Consider the following 20,449-nt stretch of genomic DNA (forward strand, 5'->3'; position numbering starts at 1 on the left):
TCTCAAATTCAGAAATATCTGAATTTTGAGATGTTTTTTTAGTTAAATGTTACTTTATAGCCATCACATACTCTTTGTTGGCAGTCACGTAGTTACCATTCGTAAGTTGGAATCTCGTGACGTTACCATCATGGGTGATCTTTTTGACCTTTAAAGTCGTCCCCTTCTTTTCATAGGCTAACTTTTTAGTCAAATTGTCTTTATCATACTGGTAAATCCCATGAGCATTGATAACCTTAATTTGCTTAGACGATGGCAATGTCGAATAAAACAGTGGTTCAACAAAGTCCTGTCTTGTAGTGATGTAACCACTCTTGTCATTTCTGGTATCAATAACGTGGTACTTCAATCTACCCTCAGTTGACCGTTTATAGCCGGTAACTAACAGGGTATCTCTGTATGGCCGAGTAGCCTTACTGATTTTCTCTACTTTTTGACTCTCAGTAAAGGTTGCGTGCTGATACATATACATTGATTTCTTAGCGTAAACCAAAATCTCAGTCACTGGCTGCTTTTGTTCTTTGACCTTAACTGGAGCTTTGCTTGCTGGCACTCCAGCATAAGGTGGTTTGACGTTGATTAGAGCGGACCAGTTACCGCTAGAAACAAGTCCACTGGCATCAGATTTAGGCTGAGTTACACTCTCATCACTATGACTCAACATCTTAAATTGATTATTTTGTTCAAACAGTTTAGCCATTGTAATCAGCGTTTCATCCTGACCCTTTGCCGCTTCTAGTTGAACTCCCAGTGGCATATTAGCGCCACTTACGTAGGTTGGTAAACTAATTGCTGGGTCGCCACTAATATTGGCAAGTTGAGTAAATGGCGTCTTGCTTAAACCATGTAGCCAAGCATCGTAGATCAACTTCATCTGGCCATTAAAATCAAGACTGTCCATTTGCTTAATTTTTTCAGCGTATGCTGGTAACACAATTGGATCATCGTTTTTTGGTGCAGTCGTTGCCGTTGTTGGTGTTAAGTAAATTGGGTATTGCTTGTGAAACTCAGCCATTTTGGACTGCATATCCGCAAAATCGGCCTTTGTTTGATTCATTAAAGTTGAATAAGCAGTCGAATCATTCTTTGCCTTTACGCTAGCTCGATATAGAGCGTAGGTAATCGGATTAACATCATTAAATTGTAAATCTCGGCCAAGCTTTTGTTTAGCCTGATACTCCGCAAATGATCCTTCGCTAAGTGAGTTGGCAAAGTATCCCTGCATCAATTTAACGCCATCAACTGGAGCATCAACCTGCTTAACATTAAATCCTTGGGACTTTAAGAAAGCAACGGTATTTTCAACAGCCTTAACCGCATCATCACTGACTGGCGTTCCAACCGGTGACTTAGTCGAATATGCAATCGTCAAAGATTTCAAATTAGCTGGGGCAGGAGTTGCCTCAATATTAGTTCCTTTAAAGGTATCAAAGAATGTCTGTAGGTCTGCCGTTGATTTAGTTTCAGCTAAGTTAACTACTCCTGGGGCACTCTTACCATCAGTTTTGATGATTCCTTGAGTTGGCTTTAATCCAATTAAACCAGTCCATGATGCAGGAATTCTGATCGAACCACCGGCATCGTTAGCTGTTGCGATTGGCGTAATCCCATCAGCAACACTCGCAGCTGACCCACCAGAAGAACCACCTGGATTATAGTCAGTATTCCACGGGTTACTTGCATTACCATACGCAATCGAACTCGTCACATTAAATAATCCCATTTCCGGAAAGTTTGTCTGGCCAATTGGAATAAAGCCATCACTTCTCACCTGTTGAACAAACCGACTATCAATTTTAGATACCACATCCTTATTGAAAGCAAGTCCATTTGAATTCTCACCACCAGCAATTGTGTGAGTCAATCCCTTTATCAGGATTGGAACTCCATAAAACGGTTGGCCAGTATCCTTTAATTCCCTAGCTTCCTTCAAAGCATCTGCCTCACGGGTTGTGATAACCGCATTAAGTGTCGGATTATCAGCTTTAAGTTTGTTATAAGCAAGCTTAACCAGTTGTTCACTAGTGACTCTTCCAGACCGAACCATTTGGGCTAATTCAGTCGCACTACTATTCTCATAGGTTGTCATACTAATGCCGGTCTGATCAGTTGTCGCAGTGACCGGCGATTGAGCTAATGAACTGCTTGTCAAACCATCGTTCGCAGTTGCCACAGTTCCCGACGCTACCAGCAATATTCCGGCGGCCGTAACCGTTTTCAACAAATTATGTATTACGCCATTAATTTTTCTCAAACTTTTCATCTCCCCATATAAGATTAATTATAACTGAGCAAACTAAAAAAAGCACTGCAAATTTCACAATCTGCAATGCCTCTTCATAATCTAGCTTATCCCAACAAGAATTTGGCCATGCTTTTCTTAACTGGTTGGTTATTAATATGGATCATTCGGTGCTGGGCATTATACCCCATAAACCGTTTTTGATGATAAGCAATCGGCAGCCCTTTAACCAAATACCGAATACTCTGAGCAGAAACGGTGGTAACCACCCCATCAGATCTAGTTCCGTTGCCTAAATCACCATACATATTTAAAATCTTAAGTCCTCGCGGTAGATTCTTTCGGAACTTCAGTAAGTGTTTGAACTCCGGATGAATAATCATCGGCCGGCCCTTCCGACCAAACCGGTTGATGTGATACCCATCATTGAAGAGGTAACGAGCATTACCAGTAGCCATCGACATTGGGCCATTGAACCTTAGCACCCCGTTGAAAGCCCCAGAAATCGTTACCAGTCGGTCAATCTTGGCATGCTTTTCAAACTTAGGGTGGGTCTCCAAAAAGTTAACCCAAGTGTATGCCCCCATCGAATGGCCAACGGCGGAATATCTTGTGAACTTATATGTTTTTGCTAACTTGTTCATCGCTTGGTTGAGCTGACGGGTAAATACGTAATCCCCCGCCCGATTATTTTTCATGATAATAGCAATCGTATTATGAGTCGTTGCTGACTGCTTATAATTCCCGGTGATTTTGATCCGGTTCCCCGCATCAACGTACACTTTGAGTCCCTTCCGCACATGCTTGTGTTTAGCGAGACTATTGATTAAATACTTTTCTGACCAGTACTTCCCATTAAACCCGTGAAGAAAAACAATCGGTTCATTTTTCGCAGTTGTCGGCACTGCCTTTACCGGCTTATGAACCGTGTACATAACGGGTTTGATTGGCTTGTTAACACTCTGAGCCTGACTAGAAATCTCACCGCCACCAAAACAGACAGCAGTAAAAAAAGCCAGTCCGAGTATTTGCGCCCAGCTGGTCAGTAACTTTTTCCTTGTAGACAATGTTTTATCCCCCAATGAATAAAATTATGACAATGTCCATTATAGCATAGTGATTATGTCGGTAATTCAAAACCTCAGGCTTAAAACAATCCCGCTTACTGGAACCTTTTTAATCGAGTAAAGGACACTCTCCATAGGAAATCTAAAAACTTCACCATCATCAGTTTGACAATAAAATTGGCTATATTCATCGTTATCGAAAATCTCTTGAAACCGTGCTTCCCTAGTTTCGTCTTCGAAGAACAACTTTAATTGTTCGTTCTCCTCAGCGGTGAGTCTAACATTTTGACTATGAATCTCGTTAGTTCTAGCGGGATCCAATCGCAAAACACTCTGGGTATCACTACTCAACCCATCAAACTGTTTTTCCTTCCCAGTATCATCAATGAAGACGATGCTCCGAATAATTTTTTTCATACGTTTCCCCCGTGTTTTCCCCAAAACATCTTCCAGTCTATTAAATCACAGATAACTAAATCGAACTAATAAGTAGTCTGATAAATAATAATTAGTATCCCCCGCAAACGATTGTCAATTCGCTCATTTTATTTTAATTTTTAGCAATTAGCTGTTTACATATTTTCTAAATAAGCTATACTAAACAACGGTTTTTGTCGACTGTTGGTTCTAATCAACATTTAATAATCACTTAAAAATAACGTGGAGATGAACAAAATGGTATCGTCCTTAGTAAGTGCCCTGCTACCAATCGTAGTTACCCTGCTTCTTGGATATTACGCAGCTAGCAAAAAAGATTTTTCTGGAAAACAGGCTGGGTGGATCAATAAACTAGTCCTTAATTACACTCTGCCCCTAAGTTTGTTTGGTGGTGTGTTGAGCACCAATCGAGATGAAATTTTTAGTCGGCTAGACGTTGCTGTGTGGACTTTTGCTGGTATGGCTGGTGGGTTTATCATTGTCTACCTGATTGCAAAGTATGGTTTTCACCAAACAAAATCCCTAGCAACCCTCCACGCTCTAACAATTGCTGGGCCTGCCGTTCCGTTTATCGGGCCAACGATTTTAGGGACTCTGTTCCCTCATGACAGTGCGTTGCTTGTCACTATTGGTGGTCTAGTAATGAACATCGTTCAGATTCCAATTGCGGTAATGCTCCTTTCGTCAGACAGCGCAGATTCAGATGTAAGTGGATTTCAGATTATGAAGGACGCATTCAAGAAACCGGTAGCCTGGGCACCAGTCCTTGCCTTTGCACTATCAATGCTTGGAGTTCAGATCGCACCGCAATGGCAACGGGTCTTCTCAGTGCTTGGTAACGCAACTGGTGGATTAGCCCTGTTTGCATCAGGAGTGATTTTGTACTCAGAACGGCCAAGCTTTTCAAAGGCAGTCTGGGTCAATGCTCTGTCAAAGAACATTCTCCTACCGCTGATTATTTTTGGTTTCATGATCCTCTTCAAGTCGCCAAAAGTAACGATGGATATGGCATTGATGACGTTGGGGATTCCGACCGCTGCAATCTCGACCATCTTTGCAAACCAGTACCACGTGGCGGAACGGGAGATGGCATCAACTTTATCATTGAGTACGTTTATGTCGGTAATCTCGTTGGGATTGATGATGTTAGCGAGAGGAATATAGGTGAATTGAAATAAGGCAACGATTCTTTGGGGGAGTCGTTGTCTTTTTCTTTATACTCAAGCTTAATTCAACACTCTATTTTCAAATGTTTGTATACTTTACATAAAAACAACTTGGAGGTGTCCCACCATGAAAGCCTTATCCATCAGAGCCGACTACGCCAACGAAATCTTCATGGGTGATAAAGTCGAAGAATACCGTTCCTGGAAGACTGATTACCGTGGTCCATTGCTAGTTTGCACTACCCAACGCAAAATCAAAGGTACCATTCCTGGCCATGCCTTTGTCATCGTAAATCTGTATGATATCGAGAAACTCGGGGATCGCGATTATGCCTGGCAAATCGAAGTTGAAGATTTCATTGAACCTTTCCCGGTCAAGGGCAAATTACACCTGTACGATGTTGATGATTCTCTGATTCACATTCATAAAGAATTACGACCGGAGAATAAACCAAATCAGGCAACGTTTGATAAATACTTCGATAAATATATTCAACCGCTAATTTACTAATTGTGGTTAAGGCATTAAAAAAGCTTCAGTGATAATCTTCATTAATTTGAAATTATCCCTGAAGCTATTATTTTATTAACTTTTCCACCAAAAATTCTCAGTCGGCACATAAAAGATTCCATACCTGGTGACCTTTACTTCAAGGTTCGTGTATCGCTTATTATCAAAACTGTTTTCGCTCAAAACGAACAGTTCCTTGATTGCTGGTTTCTCAGGAAAATAAATCGCATAATCCCGACTTTTATTCGTATAGCCACTTTGATTAAAAGTTCTTAAATCAGTGATAATCGCATCCGCTGAAGGATAGTACCCAAACAAGTACAGCCGGGCGCTACTGGTTGGTGATAATAAACAAAAAAGTGTTCCTAGAAAGGCCAAGATTGCCACCGTGCTTATTCCTTTCGGCCGCTTTTCTCTGAGAATGACGCACCCAAGCATCCACCCCGTCAGTAATAACAAGGCCGGAATAAACAAAGTCCGATAGGGAAAAATTCGAAACAGTTTAAAGGAAAACACCGTCAGTAGTGCAATCAAGGCTGCCAGACCCAGGTCGTTTTTTGACTTATCCTTCATATATCTCAGTAAGAAATATGTTCCCACAATAATCGGGATAAACCAAACAATCAGAGATGGTATCAGCCACCAACCCTTATAACCATAGTATGTCTGCATGATAAAGTGCCTAACGCTCCAAAAACAAATAAGCAACGCCGTTATACCAATTTTGATTAAACGTTCATAACTTGATCTCATGTTAATTTTCCCTTCTGGGTTAATTCATCAAGTTAATTATAGAACAACGGGTAAATATGACCAAGACCAATGCTATTTACTTAGCCTTTGTGATTCTTGCTAAACAAATCAGCCACATCATTACCCCAAACAAGACACCAGCAATGACGTAAAAGGCTATCCGCTTAAGTGAAAAAATCTCAGGTAAAATAGGCTCTTTCATGCCCCAAGAAGTCAAAACGGTAAACCCATACATAAGGACAGGAAATTCAAAACCGGCTAATAGTCCGCGTCTGGCTGCCTGCCTCTTGGCATCCTTAATCTTATCCGCTGGTACTTCATTTTCTGTAAGGTTTAGTTTGGCCACTTTGAATAAAATATACATAAAGACACCATAAAGCAAAAAGCCCAAATTCATAAATATCAAGGCAAAGAAGGTCGCCTCAGGAAACCGCGTATAAAAGATCAAAGCCGCAAAGCTACTCAGAAACATATATATAATCAAGATCATAAAGCAGTTATTCCCAATTTGATTAATCTCTGCTCGCCGATACTCATCAAGTGGTCCTGAAATTCCGTAAAAACGTTTAATTATTTTATCCATGATTGTTTCCTTAGTCATCATTCTCATCCACCTTCCAAAATAGTGTGTTTAAATCAGTTCCAAGCGTAACTGCCAGGTCAACGCAAAGTTTCAACGTTGGGTTGTACTTATCATTTTCAATCAAATTCACTGTTTGTCTAGCAACCCCAATCTTCTCTGCAAGTTCAAATTGGGACAGTTTTTGTCGCTTTCGATACTCACGAACTCGATTCATCCCTTTCGCTCCTTCTGTCATCTATATATGACATATAATACTCATATTATTTACTTTGTCAAATATACATGACATTATTCAAACTGATTAAAAAGTGTATAATTGTTGTTAGAATAACTAATCTATCTATATTAATGGGGTAATTTATATGACTGATTCGCTTATAAATTTATTTAAAACTGATCCAAAAATTAAAACAATAATTAATCATTTTAATGAATTTGCCAGCCAAATCGCTTACTTTGACACTAAACTCACATTCAACCAAGTACTGAGAATGTTCATGGAGTATGAGGCTGTGGTCAACGATAACGACACCATCAACAAACTCCAAGATGAGAATTATAGTCACTTCACCACACTTTCGTTCGTCCTTGCTGATGATTTGGTTATCAAACAACTACACAAAAACTTCAAGCGGATAACGAGTACTAACTTTAGCGAAGTCCTCCCAATTTTGGCTAAGGGTAGCCCTAATACATCAAACGTTGTCAGTATTCTAACTTTAGAAAACGATGACAAATTGATGCAGGAAATTAAGATGCACTTCTACCTTCACCTAGATGTTGGCTTTATTGGAGCAATTTTAAGTGGCGATGACGAAGATCACTCGAACACCATTTACTATAAGGGCCCAGCAGTGTTGTTGCAGAAACCCAAGGCATCCATGGACCGGTCTAGTCTGGAACCAACCATTGACGGAACGATTACAGTAAGTGACCGTGGTGTTTATTTCGTCGGTGACAATCCAACTACCCATCGCCAACGCACTAAAGAATATAGTTTCGAACCAATTAAAAATGTTGAACGGGAAAAGAATGTTATTTACCTTTCAAACAAACAACATGAGTTTGCCATTACTGGGACAACAGAAACTGTTCGATCACTATACCGACTCGCTAAAGTACTTGCTCCTAACGTCGACGATGAGGGTGACTCAGCAGAATCAATGCCTGCCAACTTTGCTCTCAACGATTACGGTACGATTATCAATATGCCTGAAGAAATTATTAGTGGCAAAATTGGCTATAATGATTTGCGGCGCCAAATGACCGAATTGTTTGATAATCACATTACCCCCGTTAGTGGCTGGAATTCATTGGATCAATCCGGATTTATCGTTAAGGATATTGAAGGATCAAATTACTTCCGTGACCTAATTCTCAATCACCAAGATGAGTGGTTTAAGAAACTAGTTGAGTACGAAAAAATCGCCACCCTACTCTCGTTATCGGTAACCGATATGAGCCAAATCATCCGGCCAATTATCATTGATCCTAATTACGAGAATCCAATTCCTTTGATTACCGATGCTTCATCGATTGCTGTTCAGGCTGATGAGTTCAAACAAATGACACCAGCTCTTAAAAAGAACGTATTCCCTACCCTAGCTGACAGTATTGAACCAGCTGGTAAAAATATTCTTGATAAAGTGGTTATCATTCCACTTAAGAATAATCTTTACGTTGCATTCAAAGACGAGAAAACTGCTAAGGCTGAATCAACTAAGATTTCAACCAATAAATCTGACTTTGAAGCATATGAGCAGGGACTTCTCGCAATCAAAAAGTATTATGAAAATGCCGCTAACAATGAGCTAAATATCTATCTAATCCCAGCTACCATCACTATTCCAATCTTGATATCAATTGAACAAGATCAAGCAGAAGAACATGGGACCAGATTTGAAGATAATTCAATGATCAAATTTGAACGAGTTGAGGAACATCCAGTTGCTCCAAATCAATTCAATAACGTGGTTGCTCCAGATAAATTCGAACAGCTAAAAACGTTAAAATCGTTGTTGGACGCGGGTGTAATTGACCGGAATGAATTTGAAAAGCAGAAGAAAGACTTGCTGAAATAGAAAAGTGAGGGGTCGCAAATTGCGACCCTTACTTTTTTATATCTTGTTTTCTTAACGCTGCGTTAAGCCACCTAAAGAATAAAATAACCATAAATAGCAAAAGCCAACAAAAAGCAGTCGTTTCCGCAATAGCGAAAGCAACGACTGGCTTACGACTAATCGATTCAAAAATTGGAACCATTCCGTTCAAAATCGGTCGGTGCATAATGAGCTCAAAAGGAATTAAGAAAACGTCAAAAATTATTCCGATAATGATAAATCCGAGAGCATCACGGGCAGATTTTTTAATCAAAGATTAGTCTCGCTTTCCTAAAGTATTTTAATCCTACCACGAAATCATTTATTTTAAATCGGTTCTGTAACGCCTTTGTTACGGCATTTTTTATTCAACTAGAATTACTTTCATTGAAAAATTTGAATTCTAGCCTTGACATTGGCACAGATTCTGATAAATTAATAGTCAATCAATAATTAAAACAAAATAACAAACATGAAGTTATGATTAGAAAAGTAACTGACTTGCATTCATAAAGAGAGCTCCGCTGGTGAGAAGGAGTTGGATCAGGCAGTGAAAACACATCTATGAACTTGCAGGTCCTGGACTGTTTGGCCTGATCGGCTACGCATTATTTAGACTGTATGAAAGACGGAAAACAATTGCAATTCAAAGTGTATCAACAACTAGATAAATAGAAAAAACCGGTGATAACTCCAATTCGAAATTATCACCGGTTTTGTTTACTATTTAATTTCAGCTTCATCCAACAACCCATATTTCTGCTTGAATCTCATTATTATTCGGTACCAGGACTTATAGAATAAGGCAATGAAGAATACGTTTGAAAGGGCGTGGGCAAGGTCAAAATAGGCGCTAGCCACAAACGCAGCAATAAACGTCTTCATGTTTAATGGTTGAACGTAGGCCAGTGCATACCATAGATCCATGATCCAACCGAAAATGAACCCCCAGGCAAACCCAAATACACAAAGGACTTTCACATTTTGCGACCACTTATACTTGCCAATAATTCCTGCGGTCACCCCCATCATCCCCCAGCAAAACATCTGCCACGGGGTCCATGGCCCTTGACCCAAGAAAAGGTTTGAAACAATTGCGGCCGTTGAACCAATAATAAATCCTGAGTCTTTCCCCAGTGCCAACGCCGACACAATAATGATAAAACTTGTCGGTTGGACACTAGGTAAAGGCGCGAACGGTACACGAGCCACTGCCGCCACCGTTGCCAACACAGCCAGGAAAACAATCTCCCTAGCCCGCAACTGGTTAACTTCAAAGTCCCAGTAAAAAGGTAACATGCTGGCAATCAAACAGGCAAAGCTAAACGCCAAGTAGTGATCACCCTTAAATACCAGTATCGAAGCCAAGGCCACAACCATGATAATAATTGCTAAGATCAGGCCACCATGAGCCTGAATTGATTTCAGTTTCATCGGCTGACCTCTTCCCTATTGATGATATTTGGCAATTGGTTTCTCAACAGTCGGTTAACCACCGTTGTGTAGAAGAAGTTTCCCGCAAAGAACTTGTGGGGTTCGTCTTCCGAAACAATTTCACCATCGAATATCAATGCACATTTATCAGCAAACCGCGCACTAAATTCCATGTCGTGACTAACCATGATGATCGACAATTGCTTATCTAGTTGAAGCTGTTTGATCAACTTACCTAACCGCAAGCGTCGCAATGGGTCTAACCCCTTGGTTGGTTCGTCCAACAATAGAATTCGGGGGCTCGACATTAAAATCAGACCGAGAGCAACTAATTGCTGCTCACCCCCACTAACGTCGTGTGGGTTTTGCTTTCGGAGTTTAGCAAGGTCAAGCTCTGCCATCATCCCCTCAGCCGCTTCATTGGGAGTATCAAGTTTTAGCTGCTCAGCCCGATTAAAGAACTCCTCTTCAATTGAATCGTAAGTAAAGTAATCCGCTGGATTCTGTGACAGATAGCCAATTTCGTTGTACAAATCTGCCTGTTTCCAGGACCGGAGCTTTTTACCTAGGACCTTGATGCTACCCCGTCTGGGAGTCAAAATTCCCATGATCACTTTCAGTAGCGTGGTTTTCCCAGTTCCGTTCTTACCGATAATTGCCAACCACTCGTTCTTATGAACGGTCAGGTTCAAGTTATCCAGAACGTACAACCCGTTTTTGGTGTACTCAAACGAAGTTCGGGCCACCTTAACCGTCTCTTCACCTGGAGTGGCTTGTGGTGCTGCTTGATTCCCAACTAAATCAATTTGCTGGTTCTGCAGAATTTGTTTGCCCTTATCGACCGTCAACGGCAACTTGGAAATGGCATTACTATCTGTCAGCCCCGTCTTCAAAAAGACAAACGGAACGTCAGGGATAAAGTTAGTCAACTTATCACTAGCCCACATTGCTTTAAGGCCACCCGTAACGTCACCTTCATACTGCATGGTTCCTTCGTCTATCAACCATAGTTTGTTGGACAATGGAATCACGTCTTCCAACCGATGCTCACTGATCAGTACGGCAATTCCTAACTCATCGTGCACCCGTTTTAATAACGAAATAAATTCCTTGGTAGCGATTGGGTCCAGCTGAGCAGTTGGTTCATCTAGCAGCAACACTTGGGGCCTCAAAATCAGCACGGCTGCCAGGTTGACCATCTGCTTTTGACCACCAGATAAATTATGAACGGACTCGTATAAAATATCCTGCAAATTAAGAAAGTTAACCAGCTCAGCGATTCGTTTTTGAATTTCATCAGGAGCTAACCCGATATTCTCCAATGAAAAGGCCAGTTCCTGAATTACGTTATCCATCACCAGCTGATCGTCAGGGCTTTGAAAAACCATGCCGATTTTCTGGGCACTAACCCGAGCATCCAATTCATCAATTGGCTCACCTTGGTACAGCACCCTACCCTCACGTTTTCCAACTGGCCAAAGTTCCGATTTTAACTGCCGGAGCAAAGTCGTTTTCCCACTTCCGGAGCTCCCAGCAAGTGTGATGAAATCACCATTTTCAATTGTTAAATCAATATTATTTAAACTTTTCTTGTCAGCTAAGGAATATTGAAAGCTTAGCCCTTCAGTTTTGATAATTTCCACCATACCCACTCCCAAGCTTCAAGAATTATTGGAAAACTGTAAATCAGAATTACTAATCCAAGCACACCAATTCCACTCGCACTCAACCCAACTTTTCCTAAAGTTGGATAAATCGCCAGCCGGCCAACACCCTTGGTCGCAGAGTAAAAACAAATCCCACTACCAACGAGTAATAACCCTAAGGAAACAAAATCTCGGAGGGTAAATCGATACCGTTCATAGCTAGTCCGTTTACCACTTGCGTAGCCCCGAGCTGTCATCGAATCAGCGGTTTGCAATGCATTGTAGAAGGAGTTGACTAACAGCACCTCTAACAACCTCATCCCCGATTTGGCTCGATGCTTGACGCTACCACTGGTCATTTGAATCCCCCGTGTCGCTTGAATCGTCACGATATTTTTAAACCGTTGAATAAAGAGCGGAACAAACCTGATGGTTATCAGGGTAAGTAACGTCAACCGTGGTGATATTCGGGAGAATAAATACATAAATTTCTGACTGGTAAAACTTTTGTTATAGGAAACAAACACCACCATCACGATTGCTAGTGACAAGGCCATCAACGCCCCATACACCACTGCTTCAACCGTGATTATCGTTCCACCAATAGTCATAATAATATGCGTTCCGTGATTATTGATAATTGGGTTCATTATCATGATAAACGCCATCATGAACAGACTTCCTTGCAAAACGGCCACTAGTTGCTTGCCATTTTTTGAAACCACGTTTAACAGAATGACGATCAATAACTCACACCCCAAAAAGATTGGGTGAATAAAAGTCATTGAAAACGCAATCGTCAAAATATAGTAAGTAAACATTACCCACGGATTCAGTTGTTCAAAGACTAACCGCGACTTTAACCCATTGGAGCGTTGCGGTCTTGTCCCATATTTTCTGTGTACATCCATTCAACTGTATCTCCAGTCTTAACAGAATAGGTTCCGCAAGATACATCAGGAAAGGTTCCGTTAACTCTGTAGAGCCAGCCACTCATGGAACCAAGTTGCATTTCCCGATATCCTGCGATCATTGAAACGTAGACGGTACTACCACTACCAGTATAATCGATTTTTACCCCGTTTTGATTAAAAAGCCGTTGGGAGACTGTAAATGCAGTATCTCCCTTATTTGCCTTTACGTATCCAGAAGTCAATAGTTTGTTGCCTTTACTAATTGGGCCATAGACATCTACTTTGACGCTATCCTTGGCTGGATCAACAGGAGTACTAGTTGAATCACTGTTTGAATTAGTGGTTGCCTGACTCGAACTGCTGCTGGTATTGGTGTTTGTTGATACTGACTGACTACCATTAGTAACGGAAATCAACCCACCAGCGTTAAGAATAACTGGACTTACAGGTTGTTGAACTGGTTGAGAACTTACAGTGGGAGCTGGTTTGCTCTCTTGGGGTTTACTTGTTTGACTTGCTGGTTTCTTTTTAGCAGGCTTTTTTGATTGGCTCTTACTTTTCTTAGGTTTGTTAGTCTTCTTTGACTTGCTAGACTTCTTCGCTTTTTTTGAAGTTTTCTTCGATTTCTTACTAGTCTTTTTCTTTGAAGTCTTCTTGCTCTTTTTAGCTTTGGTTTGCTTACCATGTTCCGTTGCGTGGCTCTTGGCAGCTTTGCTTGTTCTAACGTTACTATTTGCTGATGCCGTCTGACTAATTGTTTCGTCAACACTAAACACTAGCCCTAACGCAATCACTAAACAGCTAAAAATCTTCCAAAATTTACTTCGCTTCATTATGAATTCCTCCTAAAACTTGTAGATAGAACCCTTACCTGCCCGATAGTATTGGTACTGTTCTAACGAGTAAACCGATTGTTGAGTAGCCATATACAAGGCTCCTTTATTACTATTCAATAGCCATCTGAATTGACCAGATTTCTTTTGAAACTGGATTAGTCGGGAAACAGGGTTAGCTCCATGATTCCCATGATATTCCTTAGCAACATTGATTTTATTAGCTGCTAGTCCTGCTAACACCATTGCGTTTGAGTTTGAATTTTCCTGTTTTGTAAATGACCCCTTAATCAAAAAGCCACCGGTATTCTTCAAAAATGCAGTGCGCTTAAGCATTGAATTTGCCTTGGAAACGGCTCCCTTGACCCCTTTGTACGTTGGGTGCATTGCGAGAGCTTGTAAGGCCATCCCTGTAATATCAGCATCACTCTTACTGGTTCCAAACGACCAGCCACCAGCTGAATTTTGGGATTTAACAATTTGGCCAACCAGCTTTTTAACCGTGGCATTACTCTTCTTACCATAATTTTTGGTACTTAAAGCAATCACCCCATAGATCTGGCCGTTAATTCCACTCTTTGGAGCAGTTTTGATTACTCCATTAACCAAATTCTTACCCTGAAACTTAGTTGGATTTGCACCAACGGCAACCGTTCCAATCAAAGCCTTTTCATAGTCAGTTGCTGCATAATGGCCATCAAGCTCTTTAAAGTCGCTTTTAATGTTTCGATATAACAGTTGTCGCCAAGCCTTTGTCATTTTCTTCGGCGATCTCCGAATCGCTAAGGCGTCCCAGCTATCAAGTTGACTCTTCTTAGTGTGATACTTAATAAAGTTAACGCCACGGTTGACCGCAGTATTATAACTGATTGCATGGGCATGCGTTGGTGTGAAGCTAACCCCCACTGCAATGCCCAGTCCAGCCATCATTGTAATTAGTAATTGTTTTTTCATAATTTTCTCCTATTTCCAGCTTGGCGCATGTCGGTCACGTCCTAGATTTTCGGTGTAAAGCCACTGAATATTGGCACCGTTTTTGACCTTGTAAATCCCACATGATTTATCAGGAAACTTGCCGTTTACTCGGTACAACCAGCCACTTTCATTTCCCTTATCAAATTCAAACAGGCCATTGATTCCACGAACATAAACCGTGCTATTAGCTCCCTTATATGAAAGTGGAATATGCTTGTCGGCACAAACCCGCTTGAGAACATCACTGACCATATCACCCGAGTGAATTTTCACTTTTTCGGAAACGATTTTCTTATTCCCCTCACTGATTGGTCCGTAAATACTGAGGGTGGCAGTCTTACCACTACTTCTACTAATGAGCTTATGAGTGACGACTGGTGACTTTACCGCTGAGGCTTTTCTCTTGGTTACCTTTTTGGGCGCTGTCTTTGATTTGCTGGGCTTAGTAGCATTGTGCTTTCCAGTAGTTTGATTTTCTGCCTGCTTAGTTGCGCTTGGAGAATCGGCTTGGCCTTCGCTACCTGTCCCAGCGTTATCTTGCTTATCGCTCTGTTTACTTTGAGTGGCAGTCCGATTTGTCTTTTTAGCGTTTGCTAACTTTTTGGTAGGGTTCTTTCGCTTCTTTGCCTGCTCTTTTTGACTTGTTGAGTCAGCCTGTTTCTCATGGCTTGCCTTATGGGCCGGGGCACTCGTTGTTTGGTCTGAATTACCATCAGCTGAATTGTTCAACGTCGCCATTGCTCCAAACAGCATTCCAACCACAATCAACAAGCTAGCGATTAACCCAAAAATTTTTTTCTTCGACAACCTAACTCCTCCTTCCTAAAAAATCCCCAATGTTAGTTGGACCAACACCAGGGACTTTGTTAGACCAGATTATTACCCAATCTCACTGACAAGTTTCTTATTTGCGGTAATGTAACCACCGTTTTTAAGGACAAACCGAGTGGTATCACCAAGTTTAACTACTTTTGATACCTTAACCTTAGCTCCTTTTTTGTGGTGCTTTTGGAAGTGAGTTAAGTTCTTTGAGGCGTATTGATTAACCCCTTTAGGATTAATCACTTTGATTTGAGTTGCTTTCTTTGTGTAATATGCATTAACAATGACGTTACTGTCGTTCAATACATATCCTTGATCACCAGATACTGTATTTTTCAGTTGATATACCAAATCATTGTTAGAATTCTTAAACATTCCAATTACTTTAAACATTGGGCTCTTGTTACGACTAGCTTTTGCGTAGCTAACAGTCATGTTGGTTAGGTTAGCTTCACTAAACAAGTTAACTTCTTTGATACCCAAAACATATTTCATTGAAGTAGTTACGGGAGTTGGTTCTGTCACCTTAGTTGGTTGGTTATTTGAGTTATCTTGGCTAGGAGTTGTTGATGAATCAGTTGAACTTGGAAGTACACTGATCAACATCCCCCCAAGCAAACCATTACTAGTGATTGGTGAAGGCGTTGGATTAACAACTTGATTGTTATTGCCGTTGTTATCATTGTTGTTTGAAGGTTCTTCCGTGTGCTTAGCAACGGCTGCCTTGATTGCGGCTACCCCTTCAGTTTCACTTTTAGCAATCTCAGCTTCCTTGGTGGCTTCGTTAACTTCAACTGTGTACTTTGAAAGCAATTGGTTCACTAATTCATTTGTAGCTGTCTTATCTTCATCACTCATCTTGGAATCAGCTATAACCTCAGCTTGTCTAGCCTTAGCAGCATCAACAAGGGTTGAAATTGCGGTTAGCTTTGCAGTCTGTACGGCATCTGTTTCGTCTGTTTTCTTAGGAGTGGCTTTCTTGATGGCATCAAGACCTTCATTTTTAATCTTTGCCACGTCTTCAGCTGAATTTGCATTCGTAATCTGAACCGTGTACTTAGAAAGTAAGTCGGTTACTGAAGCTATCGTTGCTTTCTTGTCAGCGTCACTTAGCTTGGTATCAGCTTGAACTGATTTTTGTTTTTCTTCGGCAGCGCCAACTAAAGCTGAAACTGCAGCCATCTTATCTTTATCCCCCGCAGCAACTTGGCGCTCGTTGTTGGCAAAGTCGAAGATTGAACCCTTTTTAGTTTGGGTGTAAGCAACTTGATCAAGCGCGTAGACAGATTGTTGGGTTGCCATAACAACTGCTCCAGCCTGTTCATGTTGCCACATGAATGATCCATCTTTTTGCTGGAATGATAGTAATCCTGCGAGTGGTGACTTACCGCCTTCAGTCAATCCCTTTGTGACATCAACACCACAGCTTGCAAGACCAGCAACAATCATAGCGTTACTATTTGAATTCTCGGTTTTACCAAACGTACTAGTTTTATCCAAAAAACCACCAGTAGCTGGAACATACAGTTTATCCTTGATTGCAGTTTCAGCTTTCTCAATTGCATCCTTGACCCCAGGTTGATCTTGATGCATTGCAAGAGCTTGAAGGGCCATTCCAGTCATATCTACTCGACCGAAGTAATTCCAAGTGCCACCCGTTTCTTGCTTGGCAACTAATTGTTTAACTAATGATTGAATAGAAGCACTAACCCCTTCATCATCATAATCATTGGCACTAAGCGCAATAATTCCGTAGATAATTGAAGTTTCATAATTATTTTTTTCATCCTTCGTTCCATCCATGATTGCTTGAATCATGTCGAAGTCTTCATCATCACCATGTTCATCCTTCACAAGAACTGATTCTGGATCACCGCCAACTGATTCCATGCCGATTGCATCACGCTCAAGTGTAGTAATGGTACTGTGATCATGATTAATATCCGTTTCCAGATTATCGTATATCGCGTCCGCCTGCTCACTAGTCATTCCCTGAGGGCTTCTTGAGATAGCTAATGCGTCCCAAGCATCATGATCACCCAGGTTATCTGCGGTGTTGTTGATGTAATTAACCCCAGACTTGATTGCTGCATTATAGTCGTCATTAGCAGCAACCGTGGCTTGGCTAGCTACTGGTACTAGCTCACCGCTACCAGTACTAGTTTGGGCCCCAGCATTCACCGTTCCCATTGAGACTGCACCACCAAGAATCGCAGCACTAACCCATAAAATTCGCTTAATGTTCATTATTAATATCCTCCGCTTTGATGATTCATTGTGAATCATCAAGTTTTTATATCCATCAAGTAGTGTATCTGGTTCAGAAATGGCTTTCATTCCACAAATTTGCCAACAAGTATGATTTTTACAACCAACTTTGCTACATTTCACAAACTAACTTGACAGTTGATAACATCAACCGTTATTTGAATGTAACCGCTTTTATAAAAATCACCACTAATCCCCGTCATTATGGGCTTTGATAATATTTTGCAAAAATGGTAATATTTTGACCTTTGCTCAATTTGAGACGATCTAAATTTAGTCATTTTCCCCCGAAATATTGATACCTCAACCAAAAGCGGTTATCTTTATTAATAAGCAAAAGGAGTGATCACATGAAAAAGCTCGGTTTGGTCGGTGGGATGGGTCCAGAGTCCACCCTCGACTATTACAGTCAACTAACTTCTCAATTTGAGAAAAAGCATCCCCATAGTTATCCACCTATCATAATTGATAGTCTCGACGTTTATGCCCTACTGGCGTTGGAGGGAGAAGGTAAGATCAATGAAATGGTCACCATGCTAACGACTAGCATTGAATCACTTACCAAGGCCGGAGCTGAAGTAGCTGCTCTGACCGCCAACACTCCCCACATGGTGTTTGACGAACTCCAGAAGAAATCATCAATTCCGCTCATCAGCATCTTGGATTCAACGGCCCATTCAATTCAAGTCCAATCATTAACTAAGGTTGGGCTACTTGGGACTGGAGTCACGATGAAAAGAAGTTTTTTCAAGGATAAACTAGCTAGTTTTGGAATCGAAGCTGTTGTTCCTTCATTAGAAACAATCGAGCGGGTCAACACCATCATCACTGACGAACTTGAACTCGGAATAGTCAAACCAGAAAGTAAGCAAGAATTACTAACCGTTATTGCTGAGCTTCAGTCAACTGCTAACATTGAAGGAATAATCCTTGGCTGCACTGAACTTCCACTTGCAATCAGCCAAGATGACTTATCCTTACCCGTATTTGATACGGTCAAAATTCACGTCGCTGAATTACTTCACACAATTGAAAACTAGAAAGAAGAACAATTATGCCAACAATTTATGTCCGCAAAGCCACTCCCAATGACATCCCCGCCATTATGAGCATCATCAACCAGGCCAAAGCCCTACTTAAAGCAGATGGTAGCCCTCAGTGGCAAGATGGCCATCCTAACCTTGAAATGATTACGGAAGATATTGAAGCCGAGCGAAATTGGCTACTTATCGTTGATGGTAAGGTAGCTGGAACTGCTGTCCTCTTAACCACTCCTGATCCGAACTATCGGGTAATCAAAAATGGCTCATGGGCCAATGATGATGAGAAGTACGCCGCTATTCACAGAATTGCCGTGTCTGCAGACTACCGGGGTCATCATCTCGCCAAATTTTTCATTAGTAACCTGTTAACGGTCGCAAACGGCATGAACATTCATAACATTCGAATCGATACCCACAAACTTAATATCAGAATGCAAAATCTTGTGACTACTTGCGGATTTAATCAACAAGGGATTATTTATGTAGATGATAAAAATGATCCAGAAAGGTTAGCATACGAACTCAATTTTGGAAAGGAATAATTAATGGGAATCCTGATAATCGTATTATTGATAATCTTAGCTGCATCAGTTCGGCTATTCTTTGACCGGCGCAGTTTTTTCGCTGGGCTAATCGTGGCATTCGCTGCCCTAGTAACCTCTTTTTTAGGTATTTTCTGGGCAATTCACGATTTCCAATCGGTCTTTGATCCTAAAAGTCGATTGTTCAGTGCTGCCTTGATGCTCCTTTTCGTCCTCTTACCACTCTTAGTGGGTGGCCTTCTAATCTTTAACACTCACGTAATGCAACTCAGAGAGGGAAAAAGTCTGACCGCTAAACTATCCCTATTTTTTGGGACCAATTTAATCTTTTGCTTGATTCTTAGCTACTTTTTGCTGGCCTTCCTTTACCAACTTAACAATATCGTGGTTGTAATCCTCTTCAGCTTGCTAATGATTGATCTATCTTTCATCGCGGTGTTTGTTGGCTACCTCTTCTATTCCTTTCTCTACCAAAGATTCCCCGTCAAAACTGCCCCAGATTACATAATCGTGCTGGGAACTAAAATCCGCCGTGGTGGCTTATCACCGGTTCTCAAAAGCCGAGTCGATAAAGCAATTGAGTACTACCAAAAGAGTCCTGAAAAAACAAAGATTGTCGTCAGTGGCGCCAAAGGTAAATATGAACCGTATTCCGAAGCATTTGGAATGGCTCAATATTTAGCTGAACAGGGAATTCCAGCCGACCGAATCTTGCTTGAGGACAAATCCCACACTACCTTTCAAAATATGCAATTTTCCAAACAACTGATTGAAATGGATTGGTACTGGGGTAACCATACCAGCCAACCCACCATTATTTTTACCACCAACAACTTCCACGTTTTTCGAGGAGCAATCTACGCTCGCAAGGTAGGACTAAAGGCAAACGGGGTTGGTGCCCCAACTCCGCTGTATTACCTGCCGACTGCGCTATTTAGAGAATATGTAGCTCTTCTGGTCCACTACAAGTGGTTTACCATCGCCATTATTATTGGTTGGATTCTGCTTGGAATTGGACTTGCCGCCATCCTCTAATCAATCGTAATTACTTAATCAGCTTGACAAAGCCTGTTATAGCCCCTAAATTAGAATTTAACTAATAATAATTTAATT

At 41.1% G+C, this 20,449-nt stretch carries 20 protein-coding genes; 6 read left to right on the forward strand and 14 right to left on the reverse strand.

The window, feature by feature from the left end:
* Window positions 1-49: 49 nt before the first annotated feature.
* From QOW94_RS05245 to QOW94_RS05255, 3 genes are all read right to left on the reverse strand, one after another.
* Entirely contained in the window at window positions 50-2,254 is a 2,205-nt protein-coding gene (locus tag QOW94_RS05245) for an amidase family protein (RefSeq protein ID WP_283679190.1), read from the reverse strand.
* A 95-nt stretch (window positions 2,255-2,349) separates the two neighbouring features.
* Entirely contained in the window at window positions 2,350-3,309 is a 960-nt protein-coding gene (locus tag QOW94_RS05250) for an alpha/beta hydrolase (protein ID WP_283679191.1), read from the reverse strand.
* A gap of 66 nt (window positions 3,310-3,375) precedes the next feature.
* Window positions 3,376-3,726 carry a hypothetical protein gene (locus tag QOW94_RS05255; RefSeq protein ID WP_283679192.1) on the reverse strand — a complete coding sequence of 117 codons (351 nt, stop codon included), beginning with the start codon at window positions 3,724-3,726 and terminating at the stop codon, window positions 3,376-3,378.
* Between the two features lie 258 nt (window positions 3,727-3,984).
* Between QOW94_RS05255 and QOW94_RS05260 the strand changes: the two genes are divergently transcribed.
* Window positions 3,985-4,911: an AEC family transporter gene (locus QOW94_RS05260; protein WP_283679193.1), complete on the forward strand. Its 927-nt coding sequence runs from the start codon at window positions 3,985-3,987 to the stop codon at window positions 4,909-4,911.
* A gap of 129 nt (window positions 4,912-5,040) precedes the next feature.
* Complete coding sequence (locus tag QOW94_RS05265) at window positions 5,041-5,424, forward strand: ASCH domain-containing protein (RefSeq protein ID WP_283679194.1); 384 nt, start codon at window positions 5,041-5,043, stop codon at window positions 5,422-5,424.
* A gap of 75 nt (window positions 5,425-5,499) precedes the next feature.
* On the opposite strand, the gene QOW94_RS05270 is transcribed toward QOW94_RS05265, so the two are convergent.
* From QOW94_RS05270 to QOW94_RS05280, 3 genes are all read right to left on the reverse strand, one after another.
* Window positions 5,500-6,096: a hypothetical protein gene (locus QOW94_RS05270; RefSeq protein WP_283679195.1), complete on the reverse strand. Its 597-nt coding sequence runs from the start codon at window positions 6,094-6,096 to the stop codon at window positions 5,500-5,502.
* A gap of 157 nt (window positions 6,097-6,253) precedes the next feature.
* Window positions 6,254-6,781, reverse strand: coding sequence for a DUF3278 domain-containing protein (locus tag QOW94_RS05275; protein WP_283679196.1), 528 nt, complete (start codon window positions 6,779-6,781; stop codon window positions 6,254-6,256).
* Window positions 6,771-6,974: a helix-turn-helix transcriptional regulator gene (locus QOW94_RS05280; RefSeq protein ID WP_283679197.1), complete on the reverse strand. Its 204-nt coding sequence runs from the start codon at window positions 6,972-6,974 to the stop codon at window positions 6,771-6,773. The genes QOW94_RS05275 and QOW94_RS05280 overlap by 11 nt, the downstream gene beginning before the upstream one ends.
* A 148-nt stretch (window positions 6,975-7,122) precedes the next feature.
* Here QOW94_RS05280 and QOW94_RS05285 point away from each other — a divergent pair, with 148 nt between their 5' ends.
* Window positions 7,123-8,841, forward strand: a complete 1,719-nt coding sequence (locus tag QOW94_RS05285; RefSeq protein WP_283679198.1) for an SHOCT domain-containing protein — start codon at window positions 7,123-7,125, stop codon at window positions 8,839-8,841.
* Between the two features lie 28 nt (window positions 8,842-8,869).
* On the opposite strand, the gene QOW94_RS05290 is transcribed toward QOW94_RS05285, so the two are convergent.
* From QOW94_RS05290 to QOW94_RS05325, 8 genes are all read right to left on the reverse strand, one after another.
* Window positions 8,870-9,133: a hypothetical protein gene (locus tag QOW94_RS05290; RefSeq protein ID WP_283679200.1), complete on the reverse strand. Its 264-nt coding sequence runs from the start codon at window positions 9,131-9,133 to the stop codon at window positions 8,870-8,872.
* 449 nt (window positions 9,134-9,582) lie between these two features.
* A complete protein-coding gene (locus QOW94_RS05295; protein WP_283679201.1) occupies window positions 9,583-10,293 on the reverse strand; it encodes an ECF transporter S component in 711 nt (236 codons plus the stop codon).
* The gene (locus QOW94_RS05300) at window positions 10,290-11,939 is read right to left on the reverse strand and encodes an ABC transporter ATP-binding protein (protein WP_283679202.1); all 1,650 of its coding nucleotides are present in this window, start codon (window positions 11,937-11,939) and stop codon (window positions 10,290-10,292) included. The genes QOW94_RS05295 and QOW94_RS05300 overlap by 4 nt, the downstream gene beginning before the upstream one ends.
* Complete coding sequence (locus QOW94_RS05305; protein WP_283679203.1) at window positions 11,909-12,850, reverse strand: energy-coupling factor transporter transmembrane component T; 942 nt, start codon at window positions 12,848-12,850, stop codon at window positions 11,909-11,911. The genes QOW94_RS05300 and QOW94_RS05305 overlap by 31 nt, the downstream gene beginning before the upstream one ends.
* A complete protein-coding gene (locus QOW94_RS05310; protein WP_283679204.1) occupies window positions 12,799-13,686 on the reverse strand; it encodes a DUF4430 domain-containing protein in 888 nt (295 codons plus the stop codon). Before QOW94_RS05310 ends, QOW94_RS05305 begins: the two co-directional genes overlap by 52 nt.
* Before the next feature lie 12 nt (window positions 13,687-13,698).
* Entirely contained in the window at window positions 13,699-14,640 is a 942-nt protein-coding gene (locus QOW94_RS05315; protein WP_283679205.1) for a prenyltransferase/squalene oxidase repeat-containing protein, read from the reverse strand.
* Window positions 14,641-14,649: 9 nt separating this feature from the next.
* Window positions 14,650-15,468 carry a DUF4430 domain-containing protein gene (locus QOW94_RS05320; protein ID WP_283679206.1) on the reverse strand — a complete coding sequence of 273 codons (819 nt, stop codon included), beginning with the start codon at window positions 15,466-15,468 and terminating at the stop codon, window positions 14,650-14,652.
* Window positions 15,469-15,540: 72 nt separating this feature from the next.
* Complete coding sequence (locus QOW94_RS05325) at window positions 15,541-17,730, reverse strand: DUF5776 domain-containing protein (RefSeq protein ID WP_283679208.1); 2,190 nt, start codon at window positions 17,728-17,730, stop codon at window positions 15,541-15,543.
* Between the two features lie 371 nt (window positions 17,731-18,101).
* On the opposite strand from QOW94_RS05325, the gene QOW94_RS05330 reads away from it, so the two are divergent.
* From QOW94_RS05330 to QOW94_RS05340, 3 genes are read left to right on the forward strand one after another with little or no spacing between them, the layout of a single operon-like run.
* The gene (locus QOW94_RS05330; protein ID WP_283679209.1) at window positions 18,102-18,791 is read left to right on the forward strand and encodes an aspartate/glutamate racemase family protein; all 690 of its coding nucleotides are present in this window, start codon (window positions 18,102-18,104) and stop codon (window positions 18,789-18,791) included.
* Between the two features lie 14 nt (window positions 18,792-18,805).
* Window positions 18,806-19,336 carry a GNAT family N-acetyltransferase gene (locus QOW94_RS05335; protein ID WP_283679210.1) on the forward strand — a complete coding sequence of 177 codons (531 nt, stop codon included), beginning with the start codon at window positions 18,806-18,808 and terminating at the stop codon, window positions 19,334-19,336.
* A 3-nt stretch (window positions 19,337-19,339) separates the two neighbouring features.
* The gene (locus tag QOW94_RS05340) at window positions 19,340-20,371 is read left to right on the forward strand and encodes a YdcF family protein (RefSeq protein ID WP_283679211.1); all 1,032 of its coding nucleotides are present in this window, start codon (window positions 19,340-19,342) and stop codon (window positions 20,369-20,371) included.
* The last annotated feature ends 78 nt before the right edge of the window (window positions 20,372-20,449 follow it).

It is taken from the genome of Lentilactobacillus sp. Marseille-Q4993, assembly GCF_951230165.1.
Taxonomy (GTDB): Bacteria; Bacillota; Bacilli; order Lactobacillales; family Lactobacillaceae; genus Lentilactobacillus.